Raw genomic sequence first — 24,788 nt, forward strand, 5'->3', positions numbered from 1 at the left:
AGATCTTCCTTTTTGATTAATTTATTAGTATTCAGCAGCAAGAAAAGCTGCTGAAATAGAAATTTTTATAGCTCTCGCAAAAAAAGTCAACATATCTATTATATATTATAAACCCTGTTCAATGCAAAATTTTTTCCAGATTTCTTGACATAAATTACAGGCTGGGTTATAATTTTATATGAAATTGAATATTGAGAATTGATTAGCTTCTGCTAATCATAATAAATACCTCATCTAATTGATGAGGTAGAGGAGCAGAAAAAATTAGTAATTCTAAACTCAAGCTTGAATCCAGTTTATATTTAGAATGAAAGGGTTTTCTGCCGAAGTGGGTTTTTTAGGATTCAAAAATCCCGCTGGGGCTGTACATAAAATGTACAGAACTGTCATAGTATTTTACTATGTTGTGCTATCTCAGAATCATGATGAGGCGATTTTTGCTATTAACCCGGCATATCGCCGGGTATTTTTTATGCCCTAAAACTTTTATTCAATTTTTAGAAAACAAAAACTAGGAGGCTTTATTTATGGAAAGTTATGGTATTATTTCTCTGCTGCCGCCACTACTGGCTATCATTTTGGCCTGGTGGAGCAAACAGGTTGTTTTGTCTTTATTTTTAGGAGTTTTTGCTGGTGCATTGATTACAAATGGATATAATCCAATCTTTGCTTTTATGCATACTCTGGATGATTATATTTTAGCTTCACTTGCTGATTCCTGGAATGCCGGTATTATTTTATTTTTGCTGGCAATGGGAGGCATGATCGGGATAATTAATAAATCAGGCGGGATTATTGCTATCGGTGAATATGTTGCCGAAAAGGCAAATTCTGTACTTAAAACTCAACTTGCAGCCTGGTTTATGGGAGTTCTGATCTTTTTTGATGATTATGCAAATACCTTAATTGTTGGGAACACAATGCGCCCAATAACTGACAAAATGAAAATTTCAAGAGAAAAACTGGCTTTTATAGTTGATTTAACTGCTGCTGCCGTTTCAAGTATTGTGCCAATTTCAACCTGGATTGCTTTTGAAGTTGGAGTAATTAGAGATGGTTTTGATTCTCTCGGCCTGGAAATGAATGCTTATGGAACCTTTGTGCAAACTATACCTTATCGTTTTTACAGTATTTTTGCACTTGGTTTTGCTTTAATAATTATCTTTACTGCCAAAGATTTTGGACCGATGTTAAAGGCAGAAAAAAGAGCCCGCTCAACCGGGGAAACTTTGAGACCGGGATCTACTCCGATGGTTTCTCAGGAAATGGAAGAAATTGAACAGCCAGAAGGAAAAAGTTTTACCTTTAGCAATTCATTTTTACCTATTATTGGAGTTATTCTAATTACTCTAATTGGCCTCTGGTATAATGGTGGAGGTTTGGAAGCTGGAACTTCAGTTAGAGATGCTTTTGGTAATGCTGATGCAAGTATTGTTCTTCTCTGGGCAGCCATTACAGGTAGTTTTATCGCAGGAATTCTTTCTTTTTCTAAAGGGATTCTCAATATCAGTGAAACTGTTGACGGCTGGATTGATGGAGCAAAGTCAATGTTTATTGCCTGTTTAATCCTTGTTTTAGCCTGGTCTATCGGTAGTATTACAGATGACTTAGGAACTGCAAATTACTTAGTAGGTATTTTAGAAGGAAACATTATTCCAGAAATTGTTCCGGTGATGATTTTTGCTTTTTCTGCATTTATTGCCTTTACAATTGGAAGTTCCTGGGGAACTGTAGCTATTGTAATGCCGCTTGCTATTCCTCTTGCAAACTCAATTGGAATACCAATGCTGCCGACAATTGCTGCTGTCTTAACAGCAAGTGTAATGGGAGACCACTGTTCACCAATTTCTGATACAACTATCATGTCTTCTACAGCCTCTGCTGTTGACCATATGGATCATGTCAGCACTCAGATGCCTTATGCTTTAACAGTTGGACTGGTAGCTGCTTTATTCGGCTTTTTACCAGCTGGCTTTGGACTGTCATCTGTTTACCTATTACCTTTAGGACTTATCGTTCTTTACCTGATTGTTAGTTTCTTTGGTAAAAAAGCAGAAGAAGTCATTTAACTTAATTCTCTAAAATCAAATAGATAAAAACTGCAGAAGACCGCTCTTAAAAAAGAGCGGTCTTTAATTATTTAAATATTTATTTATCACTATATATTTTTCCAAGCTCAACTTCCGGCATTGGTGGATTAAAATAATATCCCTGAATAATGTCATTATTGAGCTGATTAAGAGATTTTAATTCAATTTCTTTTTCTACACCTTCAGCTATAGTCTTTAACTTTAAAAGATGAGCAATATTAATTATTGATTCCACAATATTTCTGCCATCATCACTTAAGGTCATGTTCCGGATAAAAGAAATATCGATTTTAAGGTAATCAATCGGAAATTTCTGCAGATAACTAAATGAAGAATATCCCGTCCCAAAATCATCAATGGAAATAGAAAATCCCCTTTCCTTCATTTTGTTCATTACTTTTAAGCTGTGATTAACATCATCCATGGCACTGGATTCTGTAATTTCAAAATTAATTAAGTTGTTATCTATACCAGCAGCTTCAATAATCTGGTAAATACTCTGCAGATGCTCACTATCTTCAAGCTGTCTGGCAGAAAGGTTGATAGAAATTGGAACAACTTGAAAACCGGAATTCAACCAGCTTTTTATACTTTTAACTACCTTAGTAATAACAATTAGACCTACTTTTTTAATCAGCTGAGAATTCTCTAAAACGGGAATAAACTCTGCCGGTGATATCAGACCTTTATCCGGACTCTGCCATCGGATCAAGGCTTCCATTCCATAGAGTTCTTTGCTCTGACCTTTGTAGTAGGGCTGATAATAAATTACAAATTCATCATTTTTTATTGCCTGATCAAGCCTGGCTTCCATTTTAGTAAATTGCTTAATTTCCTGGTTCATTTCCCGGTCAAAAAAAGCATAATCATTTTTCTTAATATTAATTAGAGCAATTTCGGCATTGGAAAGTAAACTCTGGGAATTAATACAGTCATCAGGATAAACTGAAATACCAATTCGAGCATTCAGCATAAATGGTTCATAATTATAGATAATTGCATTTGAGAAAATTTCTAATAAATTTTCAGCTGTTTTGTAGATTTCATTTGCAGAATTGAGATCATCTACTATCATCGCAAAATTATCTCCGCCAAGATAGGAAAGATGATTATCACTGTCTATTTTAACACATTTTGAATTATCGTCTGCCCTGGCATTAATTTCTTCTGCCACCAGATTAATTAAACTGTAATTGCTTTCTGAATCGGTATATATATCATTTAAATACTTGATGCGATTAATATTGACTACTAAAACTGCAATTTTTTTATCAGAATTAATTTCAATTAGATTATCAATTTTACTTCTTACAGATTTTCGGTTTGGTAAGCCTGTTATAAGATCGTAATTAGAAATATATTCAATTTTCCGCCGCAGTTTTTCGTTTTGAGTAATATCTCTGCCGACAGATATATAATTAATAATCTTACTGTTGTGGTCTTTTATCGGGGTTATAGTCTGTTCAGAATAGAAATATTCTCCATTCTTTTTTTGATTAATAATTACATCGTTAAAGACCTCACCGGACTTTATTGTCTGCCAGAGTTTTTTATAATATTTATTATTATGCTTATCTGATTTAAAAAGAGATGGTTTTTTACCAATTACTTCATCCTTGCTGTAACCTGTTATCTCCTCAACAGTAGTATTTGCATATTCAATAACTCCAGATTGATCTGTGATCACAACCCAGTTATCTGTTTCATTTATGGCCTTTACAAGTTTAAGCATTTCCATTTCCTGTTCTAAATCTTTACTTAAATTTTTGGCAATAGAAATAACCTCTTCGACACTTCCATTTTCTTTAATTACAGCGTTATTCCAGCTGCAGTTAATAATGGAGCCATCTTTTTTTATTCCTCGACTCATAAAATCTCTCGGAAGAGCATCCAGTTTATTATTTTTCCACTTCCGCCAGACATCCCTGTCTTCTGCTGCTATAATTGTAGAAATAAAATCTTTGTTCTCTATCTCTATTTTATTCCAACCAAATAGCTCTTCTGCTGCCTGATTTAAATCAATGATATCTCCTTCGCGATTCCAGGAAATAAATGCCAGAGGAGATTTTTGATAGATTAAATTGAGTCTTTGTTGAGTATATTTTAATTTCTGGATTATAAATTCTTCATTTTCTATTTCTGACATACAATTTTCCACCTTTTTAGCGCCAGTATTTTTTCATTTTTGTTCTTAAAAGTTGAAAATCTTCCTTTTCAGGCCACAGTTCTCTATTATCACTATCTCTCATTGCTGAAACTAGATTAGCAAATAACTGCTGATCATTAAAATAATGAGCAAAATCTTCTCTTACCTGAGAACGCGCTGAATGGCCATCATAGGGACAGGCACTCCTTTTTATTTCAATTTTTCTTTTGTTAATTTCTGCAGAAATAATATCCTCTCTCAAATATATTAAAGGCCTAATAATTTTTACTCCACTTTCACTCAAAAATCTCTCAGGCTGCAGAGCTTTCAGCTGACCGGAATAAAAAATACTCATCAAAAATGTCTCCACTGCATCATCCAGATGGTGGCCGAAAGCAAGCTTATTATAATTATTCTGCTGCAGATAATTAATTATAGCCCCTTTACGGAAATGAGCACATTTGGAACAGGGATTTTCGCTTTCTGCTTCGTTTATGTAATTAGCAATTTTAGTTTCTATAATTTTCAAATCAACATTTAATTGTTCACAAAATTCTTCGATTCTAACGGCAGTGGAGTTTTTAAAACCCGGGTCTACATGAACTGCCATCAAACTGAAATTTTTATTAAAATGGTCCGCAAATATTTTTAAAATCATTAATAAAAAAGTGCTGTCCTTACCACCAGAAAGACCAACTGCTATCCGATCTCCATCCTCAATCAAATCAAATTCTGCAACTGCCTTAACAACCTTTGCTGTAATCGAGCTGTCAAAAGATAAATCCATAATTACTCCTTAATCTTTATTAACCAATTTTTTAGTTCTGCAGATCTTTTTTCTGCAAGCCGATAACCAGAATTGTATAAGTCTTCAAGTTCTTCTGGATCACGACTGAAGCGATCAATATCAATTTTTTCGGGTCTGAAAACAAAAAACTGATTAGCTTTTTCTTTTTCTGCTATTAAATCAAGACTCTGATTATAAATTTGGTGTCTTTCTTTTAAATCATCAATTAAATTGGGATATTTTCTTAAAAAAAGTTCCATAATAAATTCTGCTTTAATTGGGCTTTTGCGGTATCCTCTCTCTCTGGTTAAAATTACAAGTAGATTTTGATAACCATCTGCCAGAGCTTTTTTTACCGGTATCGAATCTCTAATTCCCCCATCAAGATAAAAATTATCACCAATTTTTACCGGATTTGAAACAAGGGGTAAACTGCTTGATGCTTTAAAAATCTTATCAATTTTATTGACTTTATCATACTGCTGCGGTTCAAAATATTTAACTTCACCGCTGCTGCATTCTGTAACTGCAACCTTAAGCCTTGTAGTTGATTTTTTAAAACTCTGATAATCAAAAGGTAAGATTTCATGTGGAAGTTGATGAAAAAGAAAATCCATCCCAAAGTAGCTTCCATCTTTAATTAAATTTTTTATTCCCATATATCTCTTATCTTCTACAAGTTCAGTAAATATTTTTTTATTGCGGGTGACCTGTCTGCTGGTATAATTAGCACCATTGTTGGCTCCAGCCGATACTCCAATAGTATAATCAAAATAAATCTCATTTTTTAGTAAATAATCGATAATACCAGCAGTAAAAGCTCCCCTCATTCCTCCACCTTCTAATACAAGTCCACAATTATTAATCTGCAATCTAAATAACACCTCATTATTTTACTTTTCTTATATCTTTTCCAAAAGGCATTAATGATAAATAAGCAAGTTTTAAACTTTGTTTAGCAAACGGAATTCCAATAATCGTAATTCCAAAAATCAGAGCAGAAACTAAATTAATAACAGCAAGTTCCCAGCCGAAAACAATAATCCAGATAATATTTGCAATTAAGCCGATTGAAGAGCTGTCTTTTTCGACTATTTCTTTACCAAATGGTGCAAGCTGCATTTTTGCCATCTTAAAACACTGTTTACCAACTGGTATTCCAATAATTGTAATTGACCAGAGCAGTCCTGCAACCCACCAACCAATAGCCTCAATCAGACCACCAAAAATAAACCAGATAATATTTCCTATTAAAGTCATAAATTTTTACCCCCTTTTTTTAAAAAACAACTGCAATTAATAAAGTTACTGCTGTAGAATAATTTATAATCACAAAATTCTTGACTGATAAAACAAATGTGTCTTTTTTGCTCTGGTATTTTTCAAAAAGATTTATATTTGGCTGTACTATAAAAATAGATAAAAGTGAAAAAAGAGATATTAATGGCAGAATCTTTAACAAAACAGCTGCTAAAATACTCAGATAAGAAAAATAATATAAATACCTGAATAATTTAAGACTTTTACTGCGGGAAAGATAGATCGGCAGAGTGAATCTCTTATTTGCCAGGTCATCTTCAAGATCACAGATATTATTTGCCAGCATAATGTTGGCAATGCCAAAAATAAGCGGCAGTGAAAAGATAAATATTTTAAAAATATCAAGATATTTAAACTCTATAATTAATAAGCCACTATTTATTACCAGATCAATTAAATTTAAATTATGTACATAAACTGCTAAAAAAGTGATAAAAAAACCCATTGTGAAACCAGAAAAAACTTCTCCAAGCGGAGTTCTAGAAATAGGCACCGGTCCTGAAGTATATAAAATACCAATTATAAATGAAATAATACCAATGATTAAAACTATAACATCAGTGTTTAAATAAAGCAGTATTCCACTTACTATTGCCAGTAAAAAAAGAATGAAAATAGTTTTTTTAACATTTTTTTCACTTAAGTTGTAGTTTACTACTGCATTATGTTCTTCATAATTATAGCCTTCTTTTCTTTTAGCCCTGAGAAAATCCTGATAATTATTAACTGCAGTTGTCCCCATATCTACGCAGAGCAGCGAAAAAAAGAAAAGAAAAAAATTAAAAATATTAAAATTAGAATAATGGTAGACAAGATATAAATTACCCAGTAAAAAAGGAGTGAAACTGGCAATCTTAGTTCTAATTTCGACCAGTTTTAAAAAAGCTGCTGCTGACACATTATCCCTCCTGATTTTTTTCTTTAAATTTATTTCTCAACTTTTTATAAACAAAATCAGGGACAAGATCTTTAATATTACCATCAAAATAAGCTGCTTCCTTAATAACGCTTGAACTTAAAAAAGCATATTTGGTATCTGTCATCAAAAATATAGTTTCAATTTCCTGATCAAGATGTTTGTTCATTGAAGCCATCTGAAATTCACCTTCAAAATCAGAAACAGCTCTTAAACCGCGTAAAATTGCCTCACCACCAATAGAATGAACATATTTAGTTGTTAAGCCGGAAAAAGAATCAACTTTTACATTTTTAAACTTTTTGGTAGCTTTTTTTAACATTTCAACCCTTTCATCCATTGTAAATACTGGCTCTTTATTAGGATTGCAGAATACTGAAACTATAACTTCATCAAAAATATTAGCCGCTCTTTCAACAATATCAAGATGGCCATTAGTAACAGGATCAAAACTACCTGGATATACAATTTTTTTACTCATATTAACTACCCCTTATAATTTATTTTAGTTTATAGATTGTTAATAATGAATTTCCATAGTGTTTATTTTTTATAATACTTAAACCCTCAAATTCTTCTGCTTTTTCTGCAGCTGATTTTTCGCTGATAATCAGACCATTTTCTTTTAATAAATTATTTGCTAAAATTAATTTTACTGCTTCTGCTGTCATATCTTTTTCATACGGTGGGTCCATAAAAATTAAATCATATTTTCTACTGCAGCTTTTTAAATACTGATAAACATCCTGATTAAAAAGCTCTGCCTGATCATAAAGTTTGGCTTTTTTTAAATTATCTTCTATAATCTTAAGATGAGATTTTTTTATTTCTACAAAATCTGCCTTCTCTGCTCCTCGACTTAAGGCCTCAATCCCCAGGCTGCCAAACCCGCTAAATAAATCGAGGACTTCCGCTCCCGGTAGGTAAAATGCAATGATATTAAACATTGATTCTTTTACCCGATCCAGGGTCGGCCTAACTTCTCTTCCTTTTAAACTTTTTAATTTTAAGCCACCAGCTCTGCCGGCAATAATTCTCATTAAATAACTCCTCCAGATATAATTAAATCTTTAATTCTATTTTTGAAATAATTTCTGCTAACTTTTGATACTGCTGCTGCCAGTTTTTTATTCCTACAATCTTCTGAGCTTCATCCCTTGCCTCAACCAGAAGCTCCTGATCATCAATTAAACTGGCTACTTTTAAATCATCAATCCCATGCTGTCTGGTTCCAAAAAACTCTCCCGGCCCCCGCATCTTTAAATCTTCTTCGGCAATTAAAAAACCATTATTACTTTTACACATAATTTCCAGGCGGTGAGCAGCTTCTTCTCCCGGAGGATCAGAAATCAAAATACAGTAAGATTGATGGCGGCCTCTGCCAACTCTTCCCCTGAGCTGATGCAGCTGGGCCAGTCCAAATCTTTCTGCATTCTCGATGATCATAATACTGGCATTACTTACATCTACCCCAACTTCAATTACAGTTGTTGCTACCAGTATATCAATCTCACCATCTCGGAAATTTTCCATGATCTCTTTTTTTTCTGCTGCAGGAATTGAGCTGTGGATTAAAGCCAGCTTCTGTTCTTTAAAAAAACCAGTTTTTAAATCATTAAAGAGCTCTTCTGCAGATACAAGTTCCGGCATTTCCTCTGATTCTTCAATCAGGGGACAGACAATATAGGCCTGCCTCCCTGATTCTATTTTTTCTTTTAAAAATGAATAAATCTGTTTTCTTCTATTTTCTCTTCTCCAGAAAGTAGCTATTTCTTTTCTCCCTGGCGGCATCTCATCAATTACTGAAAGATCAAGATCTCCATAAATTAGCATGGCCATTGATCGCGGAATCGGTGTTGCTGTCATAATTAATAAATCAGGACTGTCACCTTTTTCTTTTAAACTATGTCTCTGTTCAACACCAAAGCGGTGCTGTTCATCAATAACTATTAGACCCGGATTATCATAATTTAAACTCTCCTGAAAAAGAGCATGAGTACCAATAATTAAATCAGTTTTTCCAGTTTCTATCTCAGCTTCAATCTCCTGTCTCTCTGCTGTTTTTACACTACCTGTCAGCAGAGAAATATTATAATCAAAGTCAGCTAAAAGTTCTTTAAAATTCAAAAAATGCTGTTCAGCCAGGATTTCTGTTGGCGCCATAAAAATTCCCTGATAGCCATTGGCCATAGTCTGCAGTAGCGCCAGACCGGCAACTACAGTTTTACCTGAGCCTACATCTCCCTGCAGTAGTCTTGACATAGTTTTTTTAGATTCCATATCTTTTCTGATCTCAGAACTCACCCGCTTCTGAGCCGATGTTAGTTCAAAATCAAGAGCTGCAAGAAATTTACTGCTCTCTTCTTCTTTAAATTGATGCTCAATCCCCTGGAGATCGTTATATTTTTTCTTTTCTTCCAGAGCATAAAGCTGCAGATAAAAAAACTCCTCAAAAGCCAGCCGGCGGCGAGAAAATTTTTGATGTTTATCATTTTTAGGAAAGTGCATACCAAGAATAGATGTTTTTAAATCAGGAAAATTATGTTCTTTTAAAATAGTTTCTGGCAATTCGTCTTCAAGTAAAAAAGCATGACTTTTTAAGGCATTAGCAATCACCCGGCGCAGCCTGCGCTGAGTAATACCTTCAGTTAATGAATAAATCGGAACAATTCGTCCTGTATTTAAGACCGAAGCTTCAGAACCCAATTTTTCGTAAACAGGGTTATTGATTTCTTTTCTTTTATATTTGCGCCAGTTTTTTTCACTAATTTTGCCGCTGATTATATATTTGTCCCCTTTTTGAAACTGATCCCGCAGATAGGATTGATTATACCAGATTCCATTTACCACATCACTGCCATCAGAAAAAGTAACCCGCAGTAAATCAAGATTATATCTGATTTTCTGGTAGTCAATTTTTAAAACTTCAACCTTAAAATTAGCCTGCTCTCCTGGAGCAGTATATTTGATCTGGCTAATCTGGCTGCGGTCCTCATATTCTCGGGGAAAATAATAAAAAAGATCCCTGACTGTTTTAATCCCTAATTTGGAAAGGCGTTCGGCCCATTTGGGCCCAACACCTTTAACAAATTGCACTTCATCTGAAAGTTTAAGTTTCATTAGCTCAATAATTCTCCTCTATAAATAACAATCCCATAAACCAGAGGACCTGTATGAGAACTTAAAACAGTTCCAATTTTGTTTTCTAAAAGTTGATATTCAAAATTATCCTGTGCCTTTAAATCTGCTTCAAAAAGTTCTTTTAACTGCTGATAATTATCACTATCTTTACCATAAATATAAGCGAAATTAACTTTTTCACTACCCTCAGCAGCATTTAAAGCTAAATCAATCATTTTCTGATTTGTTTTCTTATAGCCTCTTATTTTTTCCTTGGGAGTGATTTCTCCAGTGGCAGCAGAAAGTTCTAAAATTGGATTAAAATTAAATATACTGCCTAAAAAAGCCTGTGCTTTACCAATTCTTCCGCCTTTTTCCAGATAACTTAGTTCGTTTACAGTAAAATAGATAGTTATTTTTTCTCTCTCTTTTAGAATTTTATCCTTAATTTCTTCAAGATTTTTTCCCTCTTTAATCATTTTTGCAGCCAGCAGTACCATAAAGCCCAGACCTGTACTTGTTGATTTAGAATCTATTATTTCAACATTCAAATCGTCCAGCTGAGCAGCTGCCAGTCTTGCTGACTCACAGGTACCACTTAGAGCAGAGGACAAATGAATCGAAATCACCTGATCATATTCTTCAGCTAATTTTTGATATTTATCCATAAAAAGCCCAACAGATGGCTGTGAAGTTGTTGGTAAATCAGCTGCAGATTCCATCATCTTATAAAATTCCTCACTATCCAGATCAACTTTGTCATAATAGGTATCTTCTTCAAAATGTACAGTTAAAGGCACAATTTCAATCTGATATTTAGCCAGAATCTCTGCCGGTAAATCACAGGTGCTGTCAGTTACTAGAGCTATCATATTAACACATCCTATTCTAATGAAATTATGAAGGGATAAAGTGGCTGTCCTCCTGGATAGACTTCTATTTCATCAAAATCAAAGTTTTCTTCCATAATTGCTTTGATTTCTTCTGCTTCTGTCTCAGTTATGCCTTCACCATAATAAATAGTGACCAGTTCTTCATCTTCAGCCACTTTATTTAATAAATTAATTACAGTTTCTCTTTCTGTATCAGCACTAACTAAGATATCTCCATCTTTAAGTCCGATATAACTATCTTTTTTAATTTCCAGACCATTAACTTTAGAGTCCTTAACAGCCTGTGTTATCTCAAGTGTTTTAACATACTTGATTTCTGCTTCCATACTTTCTTTTAATTCTACAGGAGAAGCCTGGTCATCAAAAATCATTAGAGCTGTCACTGCCTGAGGAATAGAACGAGTTTCAATAATTGCTATCTCTTTTTCACTCAGTTCTGAAACCTGTTTGGCCGCAGAAATAATATTTTTATTATTGGGTAGTATAATTATCTGATCAGTATTCATTCTTTCCACAACTTCGAGAAAATCATTGGTGGAAGGATTCATTGACTGTCCACCTTTAATCACATAATCAACTCCAAGCTCTTTTAAAATATTAACTACACCTTCACCATTAGCCACAGAAATAATACCAATGTTTTTCTCTACTACTATTTCTGAATCTTCCTTAACTTCCTTTTTATCAACTTCTGCTGCCTTGACTTCATCTTTTTCTTCCACAGCTGCAGACTGATTACCCTCTTCAGGCTTAACTGCAGGAGCTTTATTTTTAGCCTGATGAAATTGAGAATGATCAAAATCAGCGTCATTTTCACGCTGAACTTTTTCCTGATTCTGTTTGCGCATATTATCAATTTTAATATCAAAAACTTTACCTTTTTTCAGACCGTATTCTAATAAAACACCCGGATGGTTAGTGTGAACATGAATCTTAATAACATCATCACTGCCAACTACCATGATTGAGTCCCCATAACTCTGCATATCTTTTCTAATCCTGTCAATCATCCGGTCAATATTAGTTTTACGGCTGTCAATTTCAATTAACATCTGGGTACAGTAAGTAAATTTAATATCTTCTGCAAGCTCAGATTTCTTTCGGGTTTTAGTCTCAGCTGTTGCCGCCTGATATTCAATCTTCTCTCCTTTTAATCCTTTAAGCATACCTTCAAGGATAGTTAGATATCCCTGACCTCCAGCGTCTACAACCTCTGCTTCTTTTAAAGCAGCCAGCAGCTCTGGAGTCCGCTCTAAAGATTCTTCTGCAGCCTTAATTGTTATTTCAAATAGTTCTATAATATCAGCAGCAGAATCCATCTCTGCCTGAGCTTTTTCGGCAGCCTCCCTTGACACAGTCAGAATAGTTCCTTCTACTGGTTTTAAAACACCATGATAGGCGACTTCAGAAGCCTTGGTTAGCGCATTAGCTAAATCTTTAACTTTCATCTGCTTCTTGTTTTTAAGGGCCTGTGCAAAACCTCTGATCAGCTGAGAGAGTATAACCCCTGAGTTTCCTCTAGCTCCCATTAATGCACCTTTAGAGAGTGCTGCAGCCAGTTCTGAAACACTTCTTGAGCTTTTGTCCTCCAGACTGGATACAGCTTCCTTAAAAGTTAAATACATATTTGTACCCGTATCACCATCTGGCACCGGAAAAACATTTAAAGAATCAATAAAAGATTTTTGTTCTTTAAGCCAGTATAGTGAGGTAAACATCATATCTTTAAATTGTTCTGCATCTACTGCAGTAATTTTTTCTTTATTATTAATTGGCATCGCCAACCCTCACTCCCCTTACATTTACATCTATAGTTACTACTTCAATTCCAACTTTATTTTCGAGGGTATAGCGAACTCTTTCCATAACATTATGAGCTACTTCATGAATATTAGTTCCGTATTCAACAATGATGTTTAAATCCAGATGAACCTTATCTTCACTAATATCAATACCAACACCCTTACTAATATTGTCCCAACCTAAAAGATCTGCAAGACCATCCTGCACACTTCTGGAAGACATACCAACAAGACCATAGCACTCCATTACAGCAATACCTGCCGTTTTAGCTATTACCTCTTCATCAATAATTATCTTACCAAGTTCATTTGTTAATTCTTTTTCCATTCTTTACACCTCTTTTCATACATAATTATTCTATCTTATCTAAGGCCTCTATGCAAGAAATAAATCAACAGAGCTGCCTAAATTAATCCTCATTTATTATTTATTTCAAGATAAAATTATACTTTCCTGCATATATAAACTTATATTTTTGTAGAATTATTCTAATTAACTTGCTAAAGGATGTTTATCTATGTTAAAATATAATCTGAGATAAATTTTATTAAGGAGGTGTTTTCCTATGTCCAGAGTCTGCGAAATTTGTGGCAAAGGTGGAAATAAAGCCAATAGCATACAGAGACGTGGTAAAGCTAAGAAAAAAGGTGGGGTTGGTCGTAACATTACAAGTTCTACAAAGAGAACTCAGCGTCCAAACCTTAAAAAAGTTAAAGCAATTGTTGATGGTTCACCAAAAAGAATTAAAGTGTGTACTCAGTGTCTTAAGTCAGGTAAGGTTGAAAGAGCTTACTAAATTAAGATTTAAACAAAGAAGGGAGCAGATTTATTTCAAAATAAATCTGCTCCCTTTAGTGCTTTAATATGACATTATTTTGATTTTAATTTATCTAAATTCTTTTTTATCTTATTTTTTAACTGCTCTTCATTCAGATCCAACTGAGCCAGATTATTTTTGACTGCATTCCGGGCAACTGAAAAAGCAACTGCCGGAACAACCCGCTGATCAAAAGGATCCGGGATAATATACTCAGACGAAAGGTTATCGCCAGCAAGTTCTGCAATAGCTTCAGCAGCAGCAATTTTCATCCCTTCACTTATTTCTGATGCTCTAACATCAAGCGCTCCTCTGAATACACCAGGAAAAGCAAGCACATTATTGATCTGATTGGGATAATCTGATCTTCCTGTTGCGATTACTGCCGCCCCTGCCTTTAAAGCAATTTCTGGATCAATTTCGGGAGTTGGATTAGCCATCGCAAAAATCAGGGGATCAGCTGCCATCTCCTCAACCATCTCTGCTTTTAAAATATTACCTACAGATAAGCCAATAAATAAATCAGCATCTTTAACAGCCTCTTTTAACCCTCCGCTCAAAGCATCCGGGTTGGTTCTTTTAATTAAATCCTGGCGCAGAGAGTCATACTGATCTAAATTATTGGAGTTTAAAATTCCAATTTTATCATTGATAATTAAATTTTTAGCTCCTGCATCTAAAAGCAGTTTAGAAACTGCTGTAGCTGCTGCTCCCGCTCCATTTACAACAATCTTTATCTGATCAAGTTCTTTACCTACAAGTTTTAAGGCATTGATCACCGCTGCCAGAACAACTATTGCTGTTCCGTGCTGATCATCATGAAAAATAGCCATTTCTGTTTCTTCCTTTAGTCTGGCTTCTATTTCAAAACACTTTGGAGCTGAAATATCTTCTAAATTAATCCCGGCAAATGTCGGCTCCAGCAGTTTAACAAATTCTACAATCTGATCAACTTCTTTTGTACCAACACATAACGGAAAAGCATCAACATTTGCAAATTCTTTAAATAAAACTGCTTTTCCTTCCATAACCGGCAGGGCAGCTTTCGGTCCGATATCTCCCAAACCTAAAACAGCTGTCCCCGAAGAAACCACAGCAACCTGATTGCCGCGCGCCGTATACTGATAAATTTTTTCGGGGTTTTTCTCAATTTCTCTGCAGGGCTCTGCCACACCGGGAGAATAAGCAAGACTTAATTCCTCTCGATTGCGAACTCTAACCTTTGATTTAACTTCAATTTTCCCCTGATGATCACTATGTAATTTTAATGCTTTTTGATAAATATCCATTATTACCTCCATCTACTCTCTGCTCTCTACTTTAATTTTTCTAAGACATAAATTAAGAGACCACTTTTTAACCTGACTTCAGCCTGTTCACTCTCAATTAAATTGCTGATGCCTCTGCTCTGCGAGCGAAAAATATCCTGATTAATAAGATTATATTTGCAGCCTTTAATACTCAGACCGCGGACAGTACTGCTCTGAGGAATTAAAGAAAGTCGATAACCTTCTTTCGCTAAAAACTTTTTCTTTTGGTCAATTATTGCAATCTCGATTCTATCTGAAATTATCCTGGCTTCTAAATCTATTTCATAGATATATTCTAATAAATTTAAATTGGCCAGCTGCTGATCAATTCTACCACCTAAGGCGGCAGTTAAATAAAGCTGCTCAAAATTGTTTTCTTTACAGTAATCAACAGCAATTTCACTATCAGTCTGGTCTTTTTCAACGGGATGTTTTATTATCTTTACCTTTTTTTTCTTAAAATGAGCTTTATTTTCTTCAGTAATTGAATCCAGATCACCAATAATCAGATCAGGCAGCAGCTCCAATTTTCTAAGTTTATTGCTGCCTCCATCAACTGCGATAATAAAATCTATCCCTTCTTTTTGAATAATTAGTTCTAGTTTCTTCTTATCTAAATCAAATTCACCATTAAGAACTAAAAGCGCCTTCTTTTTAGACATCAGCAGCGGTACTCCTCATTTCAGCCAGCGCCTGAGCGGGATCTGCCGAACCAAAAATTGCTGAACCGGCTACTATTATATCAGCTCCAGCCTTTACAATTTCCTGCAGATTATGATTTTTTATCCCTCCATCAACCTCTATTTTGCATTGATAATTATTTTCTACAATCATTCTTTTTAATTTAGCTATCTTTGCTGTCATTTGGGGGATATAAGACTGGCCTCCAAAACCTGGATTAACTGACATAATTAAAACCTGATCCAGTTCTGGCAGAATGAATTCTAAACTTTCTACGGGTGTGGCCGGGTTTAAAGATACACCAGCTTTTATTCCCTGCTCTTTAATCAGCTGAATTACTCGATGAATATGGTCAGTTGCTTCTAAATGAACAGTTAAGATATCTGAGCCGGCTTCGGCAAATTCTTTGATATACCTTTCGGGTTTACTGATCATTAAGTGAGTGTCAAATGGAAGCTGACTGTGCTTTCTGATAGCACTGATCAGACCCGGTCCAAAAGTTATATTTGGTACATAATGACCGTCCATTACATCTAAATGTAAATAGTCAGCATCCTTAACCAGCTGAATCTGGTCTTTTAACTGACTAAAATCAGAAGCAAGCAGTGATGGTGCAAATTCTGTTTTCATTAGTATTTTCTCTCCTTTTCTTTAAGTTCATTATATAACTGCTGATAACTTTGATATCTTCTTTTTGAGATTTCTCCATTTTCTACCTTTTCCTGAACAACACAACCAGGCTCATGGAGGTGTGTACAGCGGTTAAACTTACACTGATTATTATATTCTGCAATCTCCGGAAAATACCAGGATAAATCGTCTGCTTCAATATCAAGGTTCAATTTTGACATTGAAGAAAAACCGGGAGTATCTGCGACCCAACCCTGATTGGGTAGAGATAATAGTTCTACCATCCTCGTTGTATGAACTCCCTTTTTTAATTTTTTGCTAACTGCAGCAGTTTTTAGGTCAGCATCTTCTATAACTTTGTTCAAAAATGAAGATTTACCAGCTCCTGAAGGCCCGGTCAAAACATTAATTTTTTTATTGAGTTTATCAAATAGCTGCTCTAAATTTTTATTTTCTTTAACACTGATAAAGTGCAGCTGATAACCTGCTGCTTTAAATTCTTCAAATTCAGCTTTGAACCCGGGCTCAGCCTGATCGATTTTGTTAATTACTATTAGCGGTTCAAAACCAGAACTTTCGACAAGCAGCAAAAATCTATCCAGCAGTGATGGCTTAAAATCAGGGTTTTTAACAGAGTGCATTATTACCACCTGATCAACATTGGCCACTTTTGGCCTTCTTAACAGATTCTTTCGAGGATAAAATTCTTCTAGGATTTTATTTTTTTTATCTATCTCTACATAATCTCCAGGATAAATTTTTTCTCTTATTTTGCCTCTAATTCTGCACTGATAAATTTCTTTATTTTGATCAGCTACAAAGAAAAAACCTCCTATTGATTTAACTAAAATTCCTTTCATCTAAATTATCATCCCCCAAAACTTTCTGATTTGATTAACTGATCATCAAAGTATATTTTTATCTCAGTCTCTCCCTGACTTCTAATATCTCTAATTATATTATCTCCAGGTTCATGTACTGCCTGATAAACCTGATCTTCACCATTGTCGTCTTCAACCATAATCCTTACCTCTCTGCTTTCGGTGCCCGTAACATTTACGGAAATTCTATTTAGATTATAATCTTCATCAGAGGCAGAATTAGAGCCGCGGCTGACTACAAAATCAACTGCAATACCTCGCGGCAGATATTCCCCAGCTCGGACACTCTGAGAGATAACCTGGCCATCAGCAAAACGTTCTGAACTTTCTACACTGACCTGACCAATATTTAAACCATTTTCTTTTAATAAATCAAATGCTTCAGCCTGGTTTAAACCACTTAAATCAGGCATTCTAACAGATATGTCACGCTCACCCCGGCTGACAAAAAGAGTAATTTCACTTCCTTTTTCCAACTCAGCTCCAGCAGCTGGGATCTGATTGATAACTGTTCCCGGCTCTTCTGAAAGTCTAAATATATACTGGATATCTCCACTTCTCAGAGAAAGATTATCTAATTCAATTAGTGCCTCTCTTAATGAAGATCCAATAAAATCTGGAATTTCTATTAACTGTGGGCCCTTACTCACAGTAATATTTAGCGGCCGGCTCTGCTTGATTCGTTCTCCAGCAGCTGGCTGCTGGCTCACTATGTGTTCTGCAGCTATTTCTTCACTAAAAACTCTTTCTTCATTTTCAACTAAGTTAAGGCCTACTTCTGAAGCTAATTTCCTTGCCTCACTTAATCTTTCCCCTTCTATTTCGGGAACCTCAACCACCGGCACATTTGTATACTGGTTGAAAAAGAAAACAGTTCCAGCTGTAATAATCATAAAGAAAAGTATTACTGCAGCTGTAATTAAAAGTGGTTTTTTATACTTGTTATCTGTTTTACTTTTTTCCTGTCTGCTGATATCAGCAGCTTCTTTTTCTGAACCTGAAGGTTGAATATCCTGTTCAGACTCAGTTTTATCATCATTTTTCTGTTTAAAAAAACTTTTCCTGTTTTCAGTCTTTTTCTCTTTTTTCTTTTCTGCTTGATTTTCCTGTTCTTTCTCTGCTGTATTGCCAGAGCCTTTTTTAGAATTAGTTAAAAAATCAAAATCTGATTTTTTCATAACTCTAGTCTCATCAGCATTGAAATCATCTTTTTTATCAGCTTTTTTATTCCCAGATTTAAGATTTTTAAGACAGTAAGTAATCTGCTGCCGCATTTCATAAGCATCCTGAAAGCGGTCAGCTGGCTCCTTGGCTATTGCCTTCATAATCAGGTCATTGACCTCGTCAGGTATATCATTATTAATTTTTGAAGGCTCAACTGGCTGCTGCTGAATATGTTTTAGAGCAACTGAAATTGGACTTTCACCATGAAAGGGCAGTTCCCCTGTAGTCATCTCATAGAGAACAACACCAAGAGAATAGATGTCAGAATAAGCCTTGATTTCTCCACCCTTTGCCTGTTCAGGAGAAAAATAATGGGCGCTTCCAACAACAGTTTCGGTTACTCGGACCGTTGAGTTACTGACAGCTCTTGCAATCCCAAAATCAGTAACCTTAACCTCATGTTCATCATTTAAAATTATATTATGTGGTTTTATATCACAGTGCACAATTTGATTACCATGAGCCACAGAAAGAGCAGCTGCTATCTGACCTGCGATTTCTAATGATTCAGCTATAGACAGCTTTTTTCTTTCTTTAATTAAATCTTTTAAAGTTTTACCTTCTACAATTTCCATTACAAGATAAATTCTTTCCTCGTCAACTACAATGTCATAAATACTGACTACATTGGGATGGGATAATCTGGCTACAGCCCGGGCTTCCTGCCTGAATTTATCAATAAATTCATCATCAGACTTATATTCAGGCCGCAGCATTTTTAAGGCAACTCTTCTTTCCAGAAGTGTATCTCGGGCTGAATAAACAATTGCCATTCCTCCGCGTCCTATTTCTTTTATTATCTTATAACGGTTATTTAAAATCTTACCCTGCATAAATTCACCTCAATTATCATCAAACAGTAATTATTTTTCATTGAAACCAGCAACTATTAAAGTAACATTGTCCAGACCACCATTACTAAGAGCTCCCCGAAGGAGTTCATCAGCTGCTGACTCCAGATCTAAATTCTCTTTGAAAATATTTTCTATTTTTTCTTCTCTGATCATATCTGTTAAACCATCTGTGCATAACAGTATATAATCATCTGCGGAAATTTCCAGCTGTCCCTTATTTAAATCAAGAGTATCTTCCAGACCAAGAGCCTGAGTAACTATATTTTTTTTAGGATGATTAAAAGCTTCTTCTTTAGTAATTTTTCCTTCACGCAGCAGATCAGCCACCAGTGAATGATCCTGAGAAATTTTCTTTAAACTCTGACTGCTTTTATTATATAGATAAATGCGGCTGTCACCTAGATTAACAAAATAAAGCCTGTGATCTTTAATTATTACAGCAGCAAATGTAGTTCCCATACCCTGATAATTAGTTTTTTGCTGACTTTTTTTAATTATTTCCTGATTAATTTTAAAAGTTAAAGTTTTAAGACTTGCAAGCGGATCTGATAGATCAAAGTCGAAATTAGCAGTTGAATCTACTGCTGTCTGACTGGCAACTTCTCCAGCAGCATGTCCCCCCATCCCATCAGCAACCATGAAAAAATTAATATTTTCATTTATAAAATAATTATCTTCATTTGCGCTGCGTTTTTTTCCTTTATCACTTAAAGCTTTAAACCGCATTTTTCTCCTCCTATTTTATATTCTAGATTTAGAAACTAAATAATTTGGATACTAATTTTCTTTTCTCTTAAGCTGGCCACAGGCTGCATCTATCTGAGTTCCCATTTCTTTTCTAAGTGTAACCTGAATTCCATTATTAGCCAGAGTGTCATAAAAACTATCTATTACCTTCTGCACCGGTCTTTCAATTCCCAATTCTGGCACCGGGTTTGCAGGGATTAAATTGACATGACAGTTTATTCCCCGCAGCAGTTCTGCCAGCTGAACCGAAAGCTCAGGACTGTCGTTTACACTATCCATTAAAACATATTCAAAAGTAACTCTTCTACCTGTTTTTTCGATATATTCCAGTACTGCAGTCAGCAGCTGATTTAAATTATATTTTTTATTAATTGGCATAATCTTATTACGCAGGCGATCATTTGGAGCGTGCAGAGAAACAGCCAGTCCAATCTGATCATTAACCTGAGCCAGTTTTCTGATTTCAGGCACCAGCCCTGCAGTTGAAATAGTCATCTTCCGCATACCAATATTTAAACCATCATCAGCGTTTAAAATTTCTACTGCCTGCATAAGATTATCAAAATTAGCAAGCGGTTCTCCCATTCCCATAAATACAACATTACTCAGTCTTGGATCAGCAAAATTAGAGCCACTGATGTCCTTCTGCACTTTAATTACCTGATCTACAATCTCTCCAGTAGTTAAATTTCTCTTTAAACCATCAATTCCGGTTGCACAGAAAGAACAGCCGAGCCCGCATCCAACCTGAGTTGAAATACAGGCACTGTGTCGTCCTGACTCAGGAAAGGGAAGGTAGACTCCTTCGATATTTTCACCATCATCCAACTTCCATAAATACTTAACTGTCCCATCAACAGCAACACTTCTTTTTATTTCTTCAATATCTGTTAAATTATAATTTTCGTCAAGAAATTTACGAATTTTTTTAGGAATATTTTTCATTTCCTCGGTCCTTGAAACTCCATTTTTATAAAGCCAGTTAAATACCTGCTCACCTCGATATGAGGGAAAACCTGCTTTTTTTAATTCTGCTATTAATTCACTTCTATTTAGTTCTTTTAAATCCTTCATCTTTAAATTAATCACTCTCCACTTTTTTTAATAATGCATAAAAGAAGCCTTCCGAATCTACTTCTCCTGGTAAAATTTCTAAATATTTATTTTCAGTTTCCATTTTAAGACTGCTGACTTGAGCCAATTTTTGACTTAGATCAAGCAGTTTTAATTCTTTATTTTCCTCTAAAATTCTATCAACGATTTTCTGGTTTTCTTCTCGGCTTAAAGTACAGGTAGAATATAATAGTTTACCACCATTCTTTAATTTAGATAAATTATTGTTCAGAATTTCATACTGAAGTTCAGCCATTTCCTTAATAACACTCTGGTCTTTTTCCCATTTAATCTCCGGTTTTGAAGCAATTAAACCAAGACCAGAACATGGTAAATCTGCCAGTATTCTATCATACTGCTGCTCATCTTTGTATTGAACTGCATCAGCTTTTTTTAATTTGACATTTTTTACTCCCAGCCGCTCTAAATTTTCTTCAACAAGCCTGAGGCGTTTGGCGCTGATATCTAAAGCTGTGATCTGTCCGGTGTTATTCATCAGCTCAGCCAGATGAGAAGTTTTTCCACCTGGAGCAGCAGCAAGGTCAAGTACAGTCATTCCTTCTTTAACATCAAGCAGTAAAGAAGCTAGACCCGCAGAGGTCCCCTGAATATAAGCTCCACCTCTTTTAAAAACCTCAGTATCTGCAGGGTTATTTATCTTTTTTAACTTAAAAAAAGAATCCAGAAAGGTATTTTCATATTCTATCTCTTCTTCTGAAAGCAGCTCTAAAAATTGATTCCTCTCCATTTTTAAAGAATTGTGCCTGTAAATTACCTCTGGTCTTCTATTGCCGGCTGTTAAAATAATTTCAGCTTTTTCCATTCCATACTGCTCAATAAATTTTTTAACCATCCAGACCGGATATGAATATTTAACCGATAAATATTTTTCAGGATTTTTCTTTTTATCTGGAAGCATTAGTTTATCCTGTTTGCGGTTAATATTTCTCAAAACACCATTGGTAAAGGAAACAGCCCCTTTTTTAGAATTGGGTAAAATCATCTTTACTGCTTCAACACTCTCATAAATGGCAGCTCTGGCAGGTACCTTGTCAAGAAAAAAGAGCTGATAAACACCTATTCTCAGCCCTGTCAACACTTCTTTATCCATTTTATTTAGTGGAGTTTTAGAAAAACTATCGATTATATAATCTAAATATAATTTATTTCTAATTACACCATAAAAAATTTCCGTAAAAAGGCCTTTATCACGCTGATCCTCTATTTTTTTCAGTTCAGAATCCAGCAATAAATTTGAATAACTACCATCTTCTACTCTAAGCAGAGCTTTTAATATTTTTAATCTTAAATTTGACAATTAATCATCCCCCATTCCTGCTAAGAGTAAAATCCTGAGCATATTTGCCAGGGCAACTAAAGTAGTGGCAACATAAGTGAATGCAGCAGCTTTAAGAACTTTTTTGGCACCCTTTATTTCAGTCTCAGTTAAAAGATCGGTGCTTTTTAAATTGCTGATTGCCCTGTTGCTGGCATTAAACTCGACCGGTAGAGTTACCAGGTGAAATAAAAAAGCTGCTGAAAATAAAACAAATCCAGTCATAATCAGAAAATCAGCCCGAATGAAAAACCCAAAAATTGCAAGCGGCAGACCAAAACTGGAACCAATATTAGCAGCTGGAACCAGTGAAGCACGCAAAGAAAGAGGCCTGTAATTATCCTTATCCTGAATTGCATGTCCCACCTCATGAGCAGCTACTCCCACAGCTGCAATAGAATTATTATTATAAACATCTGATGACAGATTGAGGGTTTTGTTTTTAGGATCATAATGGTCACTTAATTTACCGTCAGTTTTTCTGATTTCAACATTATCTAAATTATTCTGAGTTAAAATTTTTCTGGCAGCATCTGCACCGGTTAAATTCGATGAGATCTGTACTTCATTATATTTATTAAAAGTGTTCTTTACTTTATATTGTGCATAAAATGCAATTAAAATAGCCGGTAAAAGCACAATCATTGTTGGATCAAAGAAAAACGGATACATAAAAATCTACCTCCCCTTCGAAAAAAATCTATATTTTGATTACTCTTTAGTTTTAAATTTAGTTTTTTCTTCAAGCTGGTGCCCATTTAAAAAATCAGCAGCTTTTAACCTTTTAGCTCCCGGCAGCTGAAGTTTTTCTATAGATAAAATTCCATCTCCAGTCTGAACCAGTATGCCTGCATCCTGATCTGCCTTAATAATAGTTCCAGGCTGATAATCACTATTTTCCTGCTGACTTAAACTGCTCTTCCAGATCTTTATTCGATCATCATTAAGCTCTGAATAGGCACCAGGCCAGGGATTAACTCCTCTAATCAGATTGTGGATATCCTGCGCACTCTGATTCCAGTCAATCTCACCCAGTGATTTATCAATTTTATAGGCAAATGTTGCCTCAGAATCATCCTGTGGAATTCTGGGAGCCTCACCTGCTTTAACATCTTTTAAAGTTTTAAGCAGCAGTTCTGCACCTCTTTCAGCAAGCTCATCATGCAGCTCCCCCACAGTCTCCTCTTCTGAGATTTCCACCTGCTGCTGATAAATTATATCTCCATCATCCCAGCCTTCATCCATATACATTGTGGTGTTCCCAGTAACTTTTTTACCATCAATAATTGCTCTATGAATTGGACTGGAACCCCTATACTCCGGCAGTAGAGAAGCATGAAGATTAATACAACCATATTTAGGTATTTCGAGTAGTTCAGGACTTAATTTTTGTCCAAAAGCTACAACAACTATAAAATCAGGTTCTAACTGCTTTAATTTATTTAGAAAATCTTTCTGATTTACATTTTCACTCTGCATAATCTTTAAATCCAAATCTAAAGCCTGCTCTTTAATATCTGAATAATGAATCTGCTGACCTCTTCCACTCTTTCTATCCGGCTGAGTTATAACAGCCTTAATTTCAATCTGCTTATCATTATTTAAGGCCACCAAAGAAGGAACTGCAAATTCTGGTGTCCCCATATAAACAATTTTCATCAAATCACTCCGCAATTTTTACTATTTTATCAACAAATAAAATTCCATCTAAATGATCAATCTCATGCTGAATTGCTCTGGCTTCAAAGCCTTCTGCCTCAAACTCTATTTCTTTACCTTCTTTATTTAAAGTTCTTACTTTAATTTTTTCTGCCCTTATCACATCACCTGTTTCACCAGGAATGCTCAAACAGCCCTCTTCCATAATTGCTTTACCCTCTTCTTCGATAATTTCTGGGTTGATTAATATAATTTTATTACCTTCACGTATATCTACTACAGCAATTCTTTTTAAAATTCCTACCTGTGGAGCTGCCAGTCCAACTCCATCTTCCTCATACATTGTATCAAACATATTATCTATAAGAGTAAGTGTTTTTTTATTTACTTCATCTATTTCCTTAGCTTTGCTTCTTAATACGGGATCTCCAATTTCTCTTACATTCAAAAGAGACATAATA

General features: G+C 34.9%; 24 protein-coding genes and 1 riboswitch. Of the genes, 2 read left to right on the forward strand and 22 right to left on the reverse strand.

What is annotated here, in order from left to right; all coding sequences use genetic code 11:
• Positions 1-239: 239 nt before the first annotated feature.
• A riboswitch (Lysine riboswitch) is annotated at positions 240-420 on the forward strand.
• 107 nt (positions 421-527) lie between these two features.
• Positions 528-2,069, forward strand: a complete 1,542-nt coding sequence (locus C8C76_RS06250) for a Na+/H+ antiporter NhaC family protein (protein ID WP_108139703.1) — start codon at positions 528-530, stop codon at positions 2,067-2,069.
• Between the two features lie 79 nt (positions 2,070-2,148).
• Here C8C76_RS06250 and C8C76_RS06255 read toward each other — a convergent pair whose 3' ends face one another.
• The 11 genes from C8C76_RS06255 to C8C76_RS06305 are packed head-to-tail and all read right to left on the reverse strand — an operon-like array spanning position 2,149 to position 13,402.
• Entirely contained in the window at positions 2,149-4,236 is a 2,088-nt protein-coding gene (locus tag C8C76_RS06255) for an EAL domain-containing protein (RefSeq protein ID WP_108139705.1), read from the reverse strand.
• Between the two features lie 16 nt (positions 4,237-4,252).
• Entirely contained in the window at positions 4,253-5,023 is a 771-nt protein-coding gene (locus C8C76_RS06260; RefSeq protein WP_108139707.1) for a tRNA 2-thiocytidine biosynthesis TtcA family protein, read from the reverse strand.
• 2 nt (positions 5,024-5,025) lie between these two features.
• Positions 5,026-5,895: a patatin-like phospholipase family protein gene (locus C8C76_RS06265; protein WP_108139709.1), complete on the reverse strand. Its 870-nt coding sequence runs from the start codon at positions 5,893-5,895 to the stop codon at positions 5,026-5,028.
• 16 nt (positions 5,896-5,911) lie between these two features.
• Positions 5,912-6,283 carry a YccF domain-containing protein gene (locus C8C76_RS06270; protein ID WP_108139711.1) on the reverse strand — a complete coding sequence of 124 codons (372 nt, stop codon included), beginning with the start codon at positions 6,281-6,283 and terminating at the stop codon, positions 5,912-5,914.
• Positions 6,284-6,302: 19 nt separating this feature from the next.
• Complete coding sequence (locus tag C8C76_RS06275; RefSeq protein WP_108139713.1) at positions 6,303-7,241, reverse strand: 1,4-dihydroxy-2-naphthoate polyprenyltransferase; 939 nt, start codon at positions 7,239-7,241, stop codon at positions 6,303-6,305.
• Position 7,242: 1 nt separating this feature from the next.
• On the reverse strand, positions 7,243-7,740 hold the full coding sequence (gene coaD / locus C8C76_RS06280) for a pantetheine-phosphate adenylyltransferase (RefSeq protein WP_108139715.1): 498 nt from the start codon (positions 7,738-7,740) through the stop codon (positions 7,243-7,245).
• Between the two features lie 19 nt (positions 7,741-7,759).
• Positions 7,760-8,299 carry a 16S rRNA (guanine(966)-N(2))-methyltransferase RsmD gene (gene rsmD, locus C8C76_RS06285; RefSeq protein WP_108139717.1) on the reverse strand — a complete coding sequence of 180 codons (540 nt, stop codon included), beginning with the start codon at positions 8,297-8,299 and terminating at the stop codon, positions 7,760-7,762.
• Positions 8,300-8,321: 22 nt separating this feature from the next.
• Positions 8,322-10,379, reverse strand: coding sequence for an ATP-dependent DNA helicase RecG (gene recG / locus C8C76_RS06290; protein WP_108139719.1), 2,058 nt, complete (start codon positions 10,377-10,379; stop codon positions 8,322-8,324).
• Positions 10,379-11,251, reverse strand: coding sequence for a DegV family protein (locus C8C76_RS06295; protein WP_108139721.1), 873 nt, complete (start codon positions 11,249-11,251; stop codon positions 10,379-10,381). Before C8C76_RS06295 ends, recG begins: the two co-directional genes overlap by 1 nt.
• Before the next feature lie 11 nt (positions 11,252-11,262).
• On the reverse strand, positions 11,263-13,050 hold the full coding sequence (locus C8C76_RS06300) for a DAK2 domain-containing protein (RefSeq protein ID WP_108139723.1): 1,788 nt from the start codon (positions 13,048-13,050) through the stop codon (positions 11,263-11,265).
• Positions 13,040-13,402: an Asp23/Gls24 family envelope stress response protein gene (locus C8C76_RS06305; RefSeq protein ID WP_108139725.1), complete on the reverse strand. Its 363-nt coding sequence runs from the start codon at positions 13,400-13,402 to the stop codon at positions 13,040-13,042. The genes C8C76_RS06300 and C8C76_RS06305 overlap by 11 nt, the downstream gene beginning before the upstream one ends.
• A gap of 238 nt (positions 13,403-13,640) precedes the next feature.
• On the opposite strand from C8C76_RS06305, the gene rpmB reads away from it, so the two are divergent.
• Positions 13,641-13,871 (forward strand): 50S ribosomal protein L28, encoded by a 231-nt coding sequence (rpmB, locus tag C8C76_RS06310; RefSeq protein WP_014552945.1) that lies wholly within the window; start codon positions 13,641-13,643, stop codon positions 13,869-13,871.
• Between the two features lie 74 nt (positions 13,872-13,945).
• Here rpmB and C8C76_RS06315 read toward each other — a convergent pair whose 3' ends face one another.
• From C8C76_RS06315 to def, 11 genes are read right to left on the reverse strand one after another with little or no spacing between them, the layout of a single operon-like run.
• Entirely contained in the window at positions 13,946-15,181 is a 1,236-nt protein-coding gene (locus tag C8C76_RS06315) for an NAD(P)-dependent malic enzyme (protein ID WP_108139727.1), read from the reverse strand.
• A gap of 26 nt (positions 15,182-15,207) precedes the next feature.
• Positions 15,208-15,864: a thiamine diphosphokinase gene (locus C8C76_RS06320; protein WP_108139729.1), complete on the reverse strand. Its 657-nt coding sequence runs from the start codon at positions 15,862-15,864 to the stop codon at positions 15,208-15,210.
• A complete protein-coding gene (rpe, locus tag C8C76_RS06325) occupies positions 15,857-16,513 on the reverse strand; it encodes a ribulose-phosphate 3-epimerase (RefSeq protein ID WP_108139731.1) in 657 nt (218 codons plus the stop codon). The genes C8C76_RS06320 and rpe overlap by 8 nt, the downstream gene beginning before the upstream one ends.
• A complete protein-coding gene (rsgA, locus tag C8C76_RS06330; protein WP_108139733.1) occupies positions 16,513-17,373 on the reverse strand; it encodes a ribosome small subunit-dependent GTPase A in 861 nt (286 codons plus the stop codon). Before rsgA ends, rpe begins: the two co-directional genes overlap by 1 nt.
• Positions 17,374-17,381: 8 nt before the next feature.
• Positions 17,382-19,451, reverse strand: coding sequence for a protein kinase domain-containing protein (locus C8C76_RS06335; protein ID WP_108139735.1), 2,070 nt, complete (start codon positions 19,449-19,451; stop codon positions 17,382-17,384).
• A gap of 30 nt (positions 19,452-19,481) precedes the next feature.
• Positions 19,482-20,198, reverse strand: a complete 717-nt coding sequence (locus C8C76_RS06340) for a Stp1/IreP family PP2C-type Ser/Thr phosphatase (protein ID WP_108139737.1) — start codon at positions 20,196-20,198, stop codon at positions 19,482-19,484.
• A gap of 51 nt (positions 20,199-20,249) precedes the next feature.
• Entirely contained in the window at positions 20,250-21,293 is a 1,044-nt protein-coding gene (gene rlmN, locus C8C76_RS06345; protein WP_108139766.1) for a 23S rRNA (adenine(2503)-C(2))-methyltransferase RlmN, read from the reverse strand.
• A gap of 7 nt (positions 21,294-21,300) precedes the next feature.
• The gene (gene rsmB, locus C8C76_RS06350; protein WP_108139739.1) at positions 21,301-22,650 is read right to left on the reverse strand and encodes a 16S rRNA (cytosine(967)-C(5))-methyltransferase RsmB; all 1,350 of its coding nucleotides are present in this window, start codon (positions 22,648-22,650) and stop codon (positions 21,301-21,303) included.
• Positions 22,651-23,340, reverse strand: a complete 690-nt coding sequence (locus tag C8C76_RS06355; protein ID WP_108139741.1) for a zinc metallopeptidase — start codon at positions 23,338-23,340, stop codon at positions 22,651-22,653.
• A gap of 39 nt (positions 23,341-23,379) precedes the next feature.
• On the reverse strand, positions 23,380-24,327 hold the full coding sequence (gene fmt, locus C8C76_RS06360; protein WP_108139743.1) for a methionyl-tRNA formyltransferase: 948 nt from the start codon (positions 24,325-24,327) through the stop codon (positions 23,380-23,382).
• A gap of 4 nt (positions 24,328-24,331) precedes the next feature.
• Positions 24,332-24,784, reverse strand: a complete 453-nt coding sequence (gene def, locus C8C76_RS06365) for a peptide deformylase (RefSeq protein WP_108139745.1) — start codon at positions 24,782-24,784, stop codon at positions 24,332-24,334.
• Between the last annotated feature and the right edge of the window lie 4 nt (positions 24,785-24,788).

This window comes from Halanaerobium saccharolyticum (assembly GCF_003053565.1).
Taxonomy (GTDB): Bacteria; Bacillota; Halanaerobiia; order Halanaerobiales; family Halanaerobiaceae; genus Halanaerobium; species Halanaerobium saccharolyticum_B.

Coding starts and splice junctions, on each gene's coding strand:
- C8C76_RS06250 (WP_108139703.1), top strand. CDS start 528: ATGGAAAGTTATGGTATTATTTCTCTGCTGCCGCCACTACTGGCTATC.
- C8C76_RS06255 (WP_108139705.1), bottom strand. CDS start 4,236: ATGTCAGAAATAGAAAATGAAGAATTTATAATCCAGAAATTAAAATAT.
- C8C76_RS06260 (WP_108139707.1), bottom strand. CDS start 5,023: ATGGATTTATCTTTTGACAGCTCGATTACAGCAAAGGTTGTTAAGGCA.
- C8C76_RS06270 (WP_108139711.1), bottom strand. CDS start 6,283: ATGACTTTAATAGGAAATATTATCTGGTTTATTTTTGGTGGTCTGATT.
- coaD (WP_108139715.1), bottom strand. CDS start 7,740: ATGAGTAAAAAAATTGTATATCCAGGTAGTTTTGATCCTGTTACTAAT.
- rsmD (WP_108139717.1), bottom strand. CDS start 8,299: ATGAGAATTATTGCCGGCAGAGCTGGTGGCTTAAAATTAAAAAGTTTA.
- recG (WP_108139719.1), bottom strand. CDS start 10,379: ATGAAACTTAAACTTTCAGATGAAGTGCAATTTGTTAAAGGTGTTGGG.
- C8C76_RS06295 (WP_108139721.1), bottom strand. CDS start 11,251: ATGATAGCTCTAGTAACTGACAGCACCTGTGATTTACCGGCAGAGATT.
- C8C76_RS06300 (WP_108139723.1), bottom strand. CDS start 13,050: ATGCCAATTAATAATAAAGAAAAAATTACTGCAGTAGATGCAGAACAA.
- C8C76_RS06305 (WP_108139725.1), bottom strand. CDS start 13,402: ATGGAAAAAGAATTAACAAATGAACTTGGTAAGATAATTATTGATGAA.
- rpmB (WP_014552945.1), top strand. CDS start 13,641: ATGTCCAGAGTCTGCGAAATTTGTGGCAAAGGTGGAAATAAAGCCAAT.
- C8C76_RS06315 (WP_108139727.1), bottom strand. CDS start 15,181: ATGGATATTTATCAAAAAGCATTAAAATTACATAGTGATCATCAGGGG.
- C8C76_RS06320 (WP_108139729.1), bottom strand. CDS start 15,864: ATGTCTAAAAAGAAGGCGCTTTTAGTTCTTAATGGTGAATTTGATTTA.
- rpe (WP_108139731.1), bottom strand. CDS start 16,513: ATGAAAACAGAATTTGCACCATCACTGCTTGCTTCTGATTTTAGTCAG.
- rsgA (WP_108139733.1), bottom strand. CDS start 17,373: ATGAAAGGAATTTTAGTTAAATCAATAGGAGGTTTTTTCTTTGTAGCT.
- C8C76_RS06335 (WP_108139735.1), bottom strand. CDS start 19,451: ATGCAGGGTAAGATTTTAAATAACCGTTATAAGATAATAAAAGAAATA.
- C8C76_RS06340 (WP_108139737.1), bottom strand. CDS start 20,198: ATGCGGTTTAAAGCTTTAAGTGATAAAGGAAAAAAACGCAGCGCAAAT.
- rlmN (WP_108139766.1), bottom strand. CDS start 21,293: ATGAAGGATTTAAAAGAACTAAATAGAAGTGAATTAATAGCAGAATTA.
- C8C76_RS06355 (WP_108139741.1), bottom strand. CDS start 23,340: ATGTATCCGTTTTTCTTTGATCCAACAATGATTGTGCTTTTACCGGCT.
- fmt (WP_108139743.1), bottom strand. CDS start 24,327: ATGAAAATTGTTTATATGGGGACACCAGAATTTGCAGTTCCTTCTTTG.
- def (WP_108139745.1), bottom strand. CDS start 24,784: ATGTCTCTTTTGAATGTAAGAGAAATTGGAGATCCCGTATTAAGAAGC.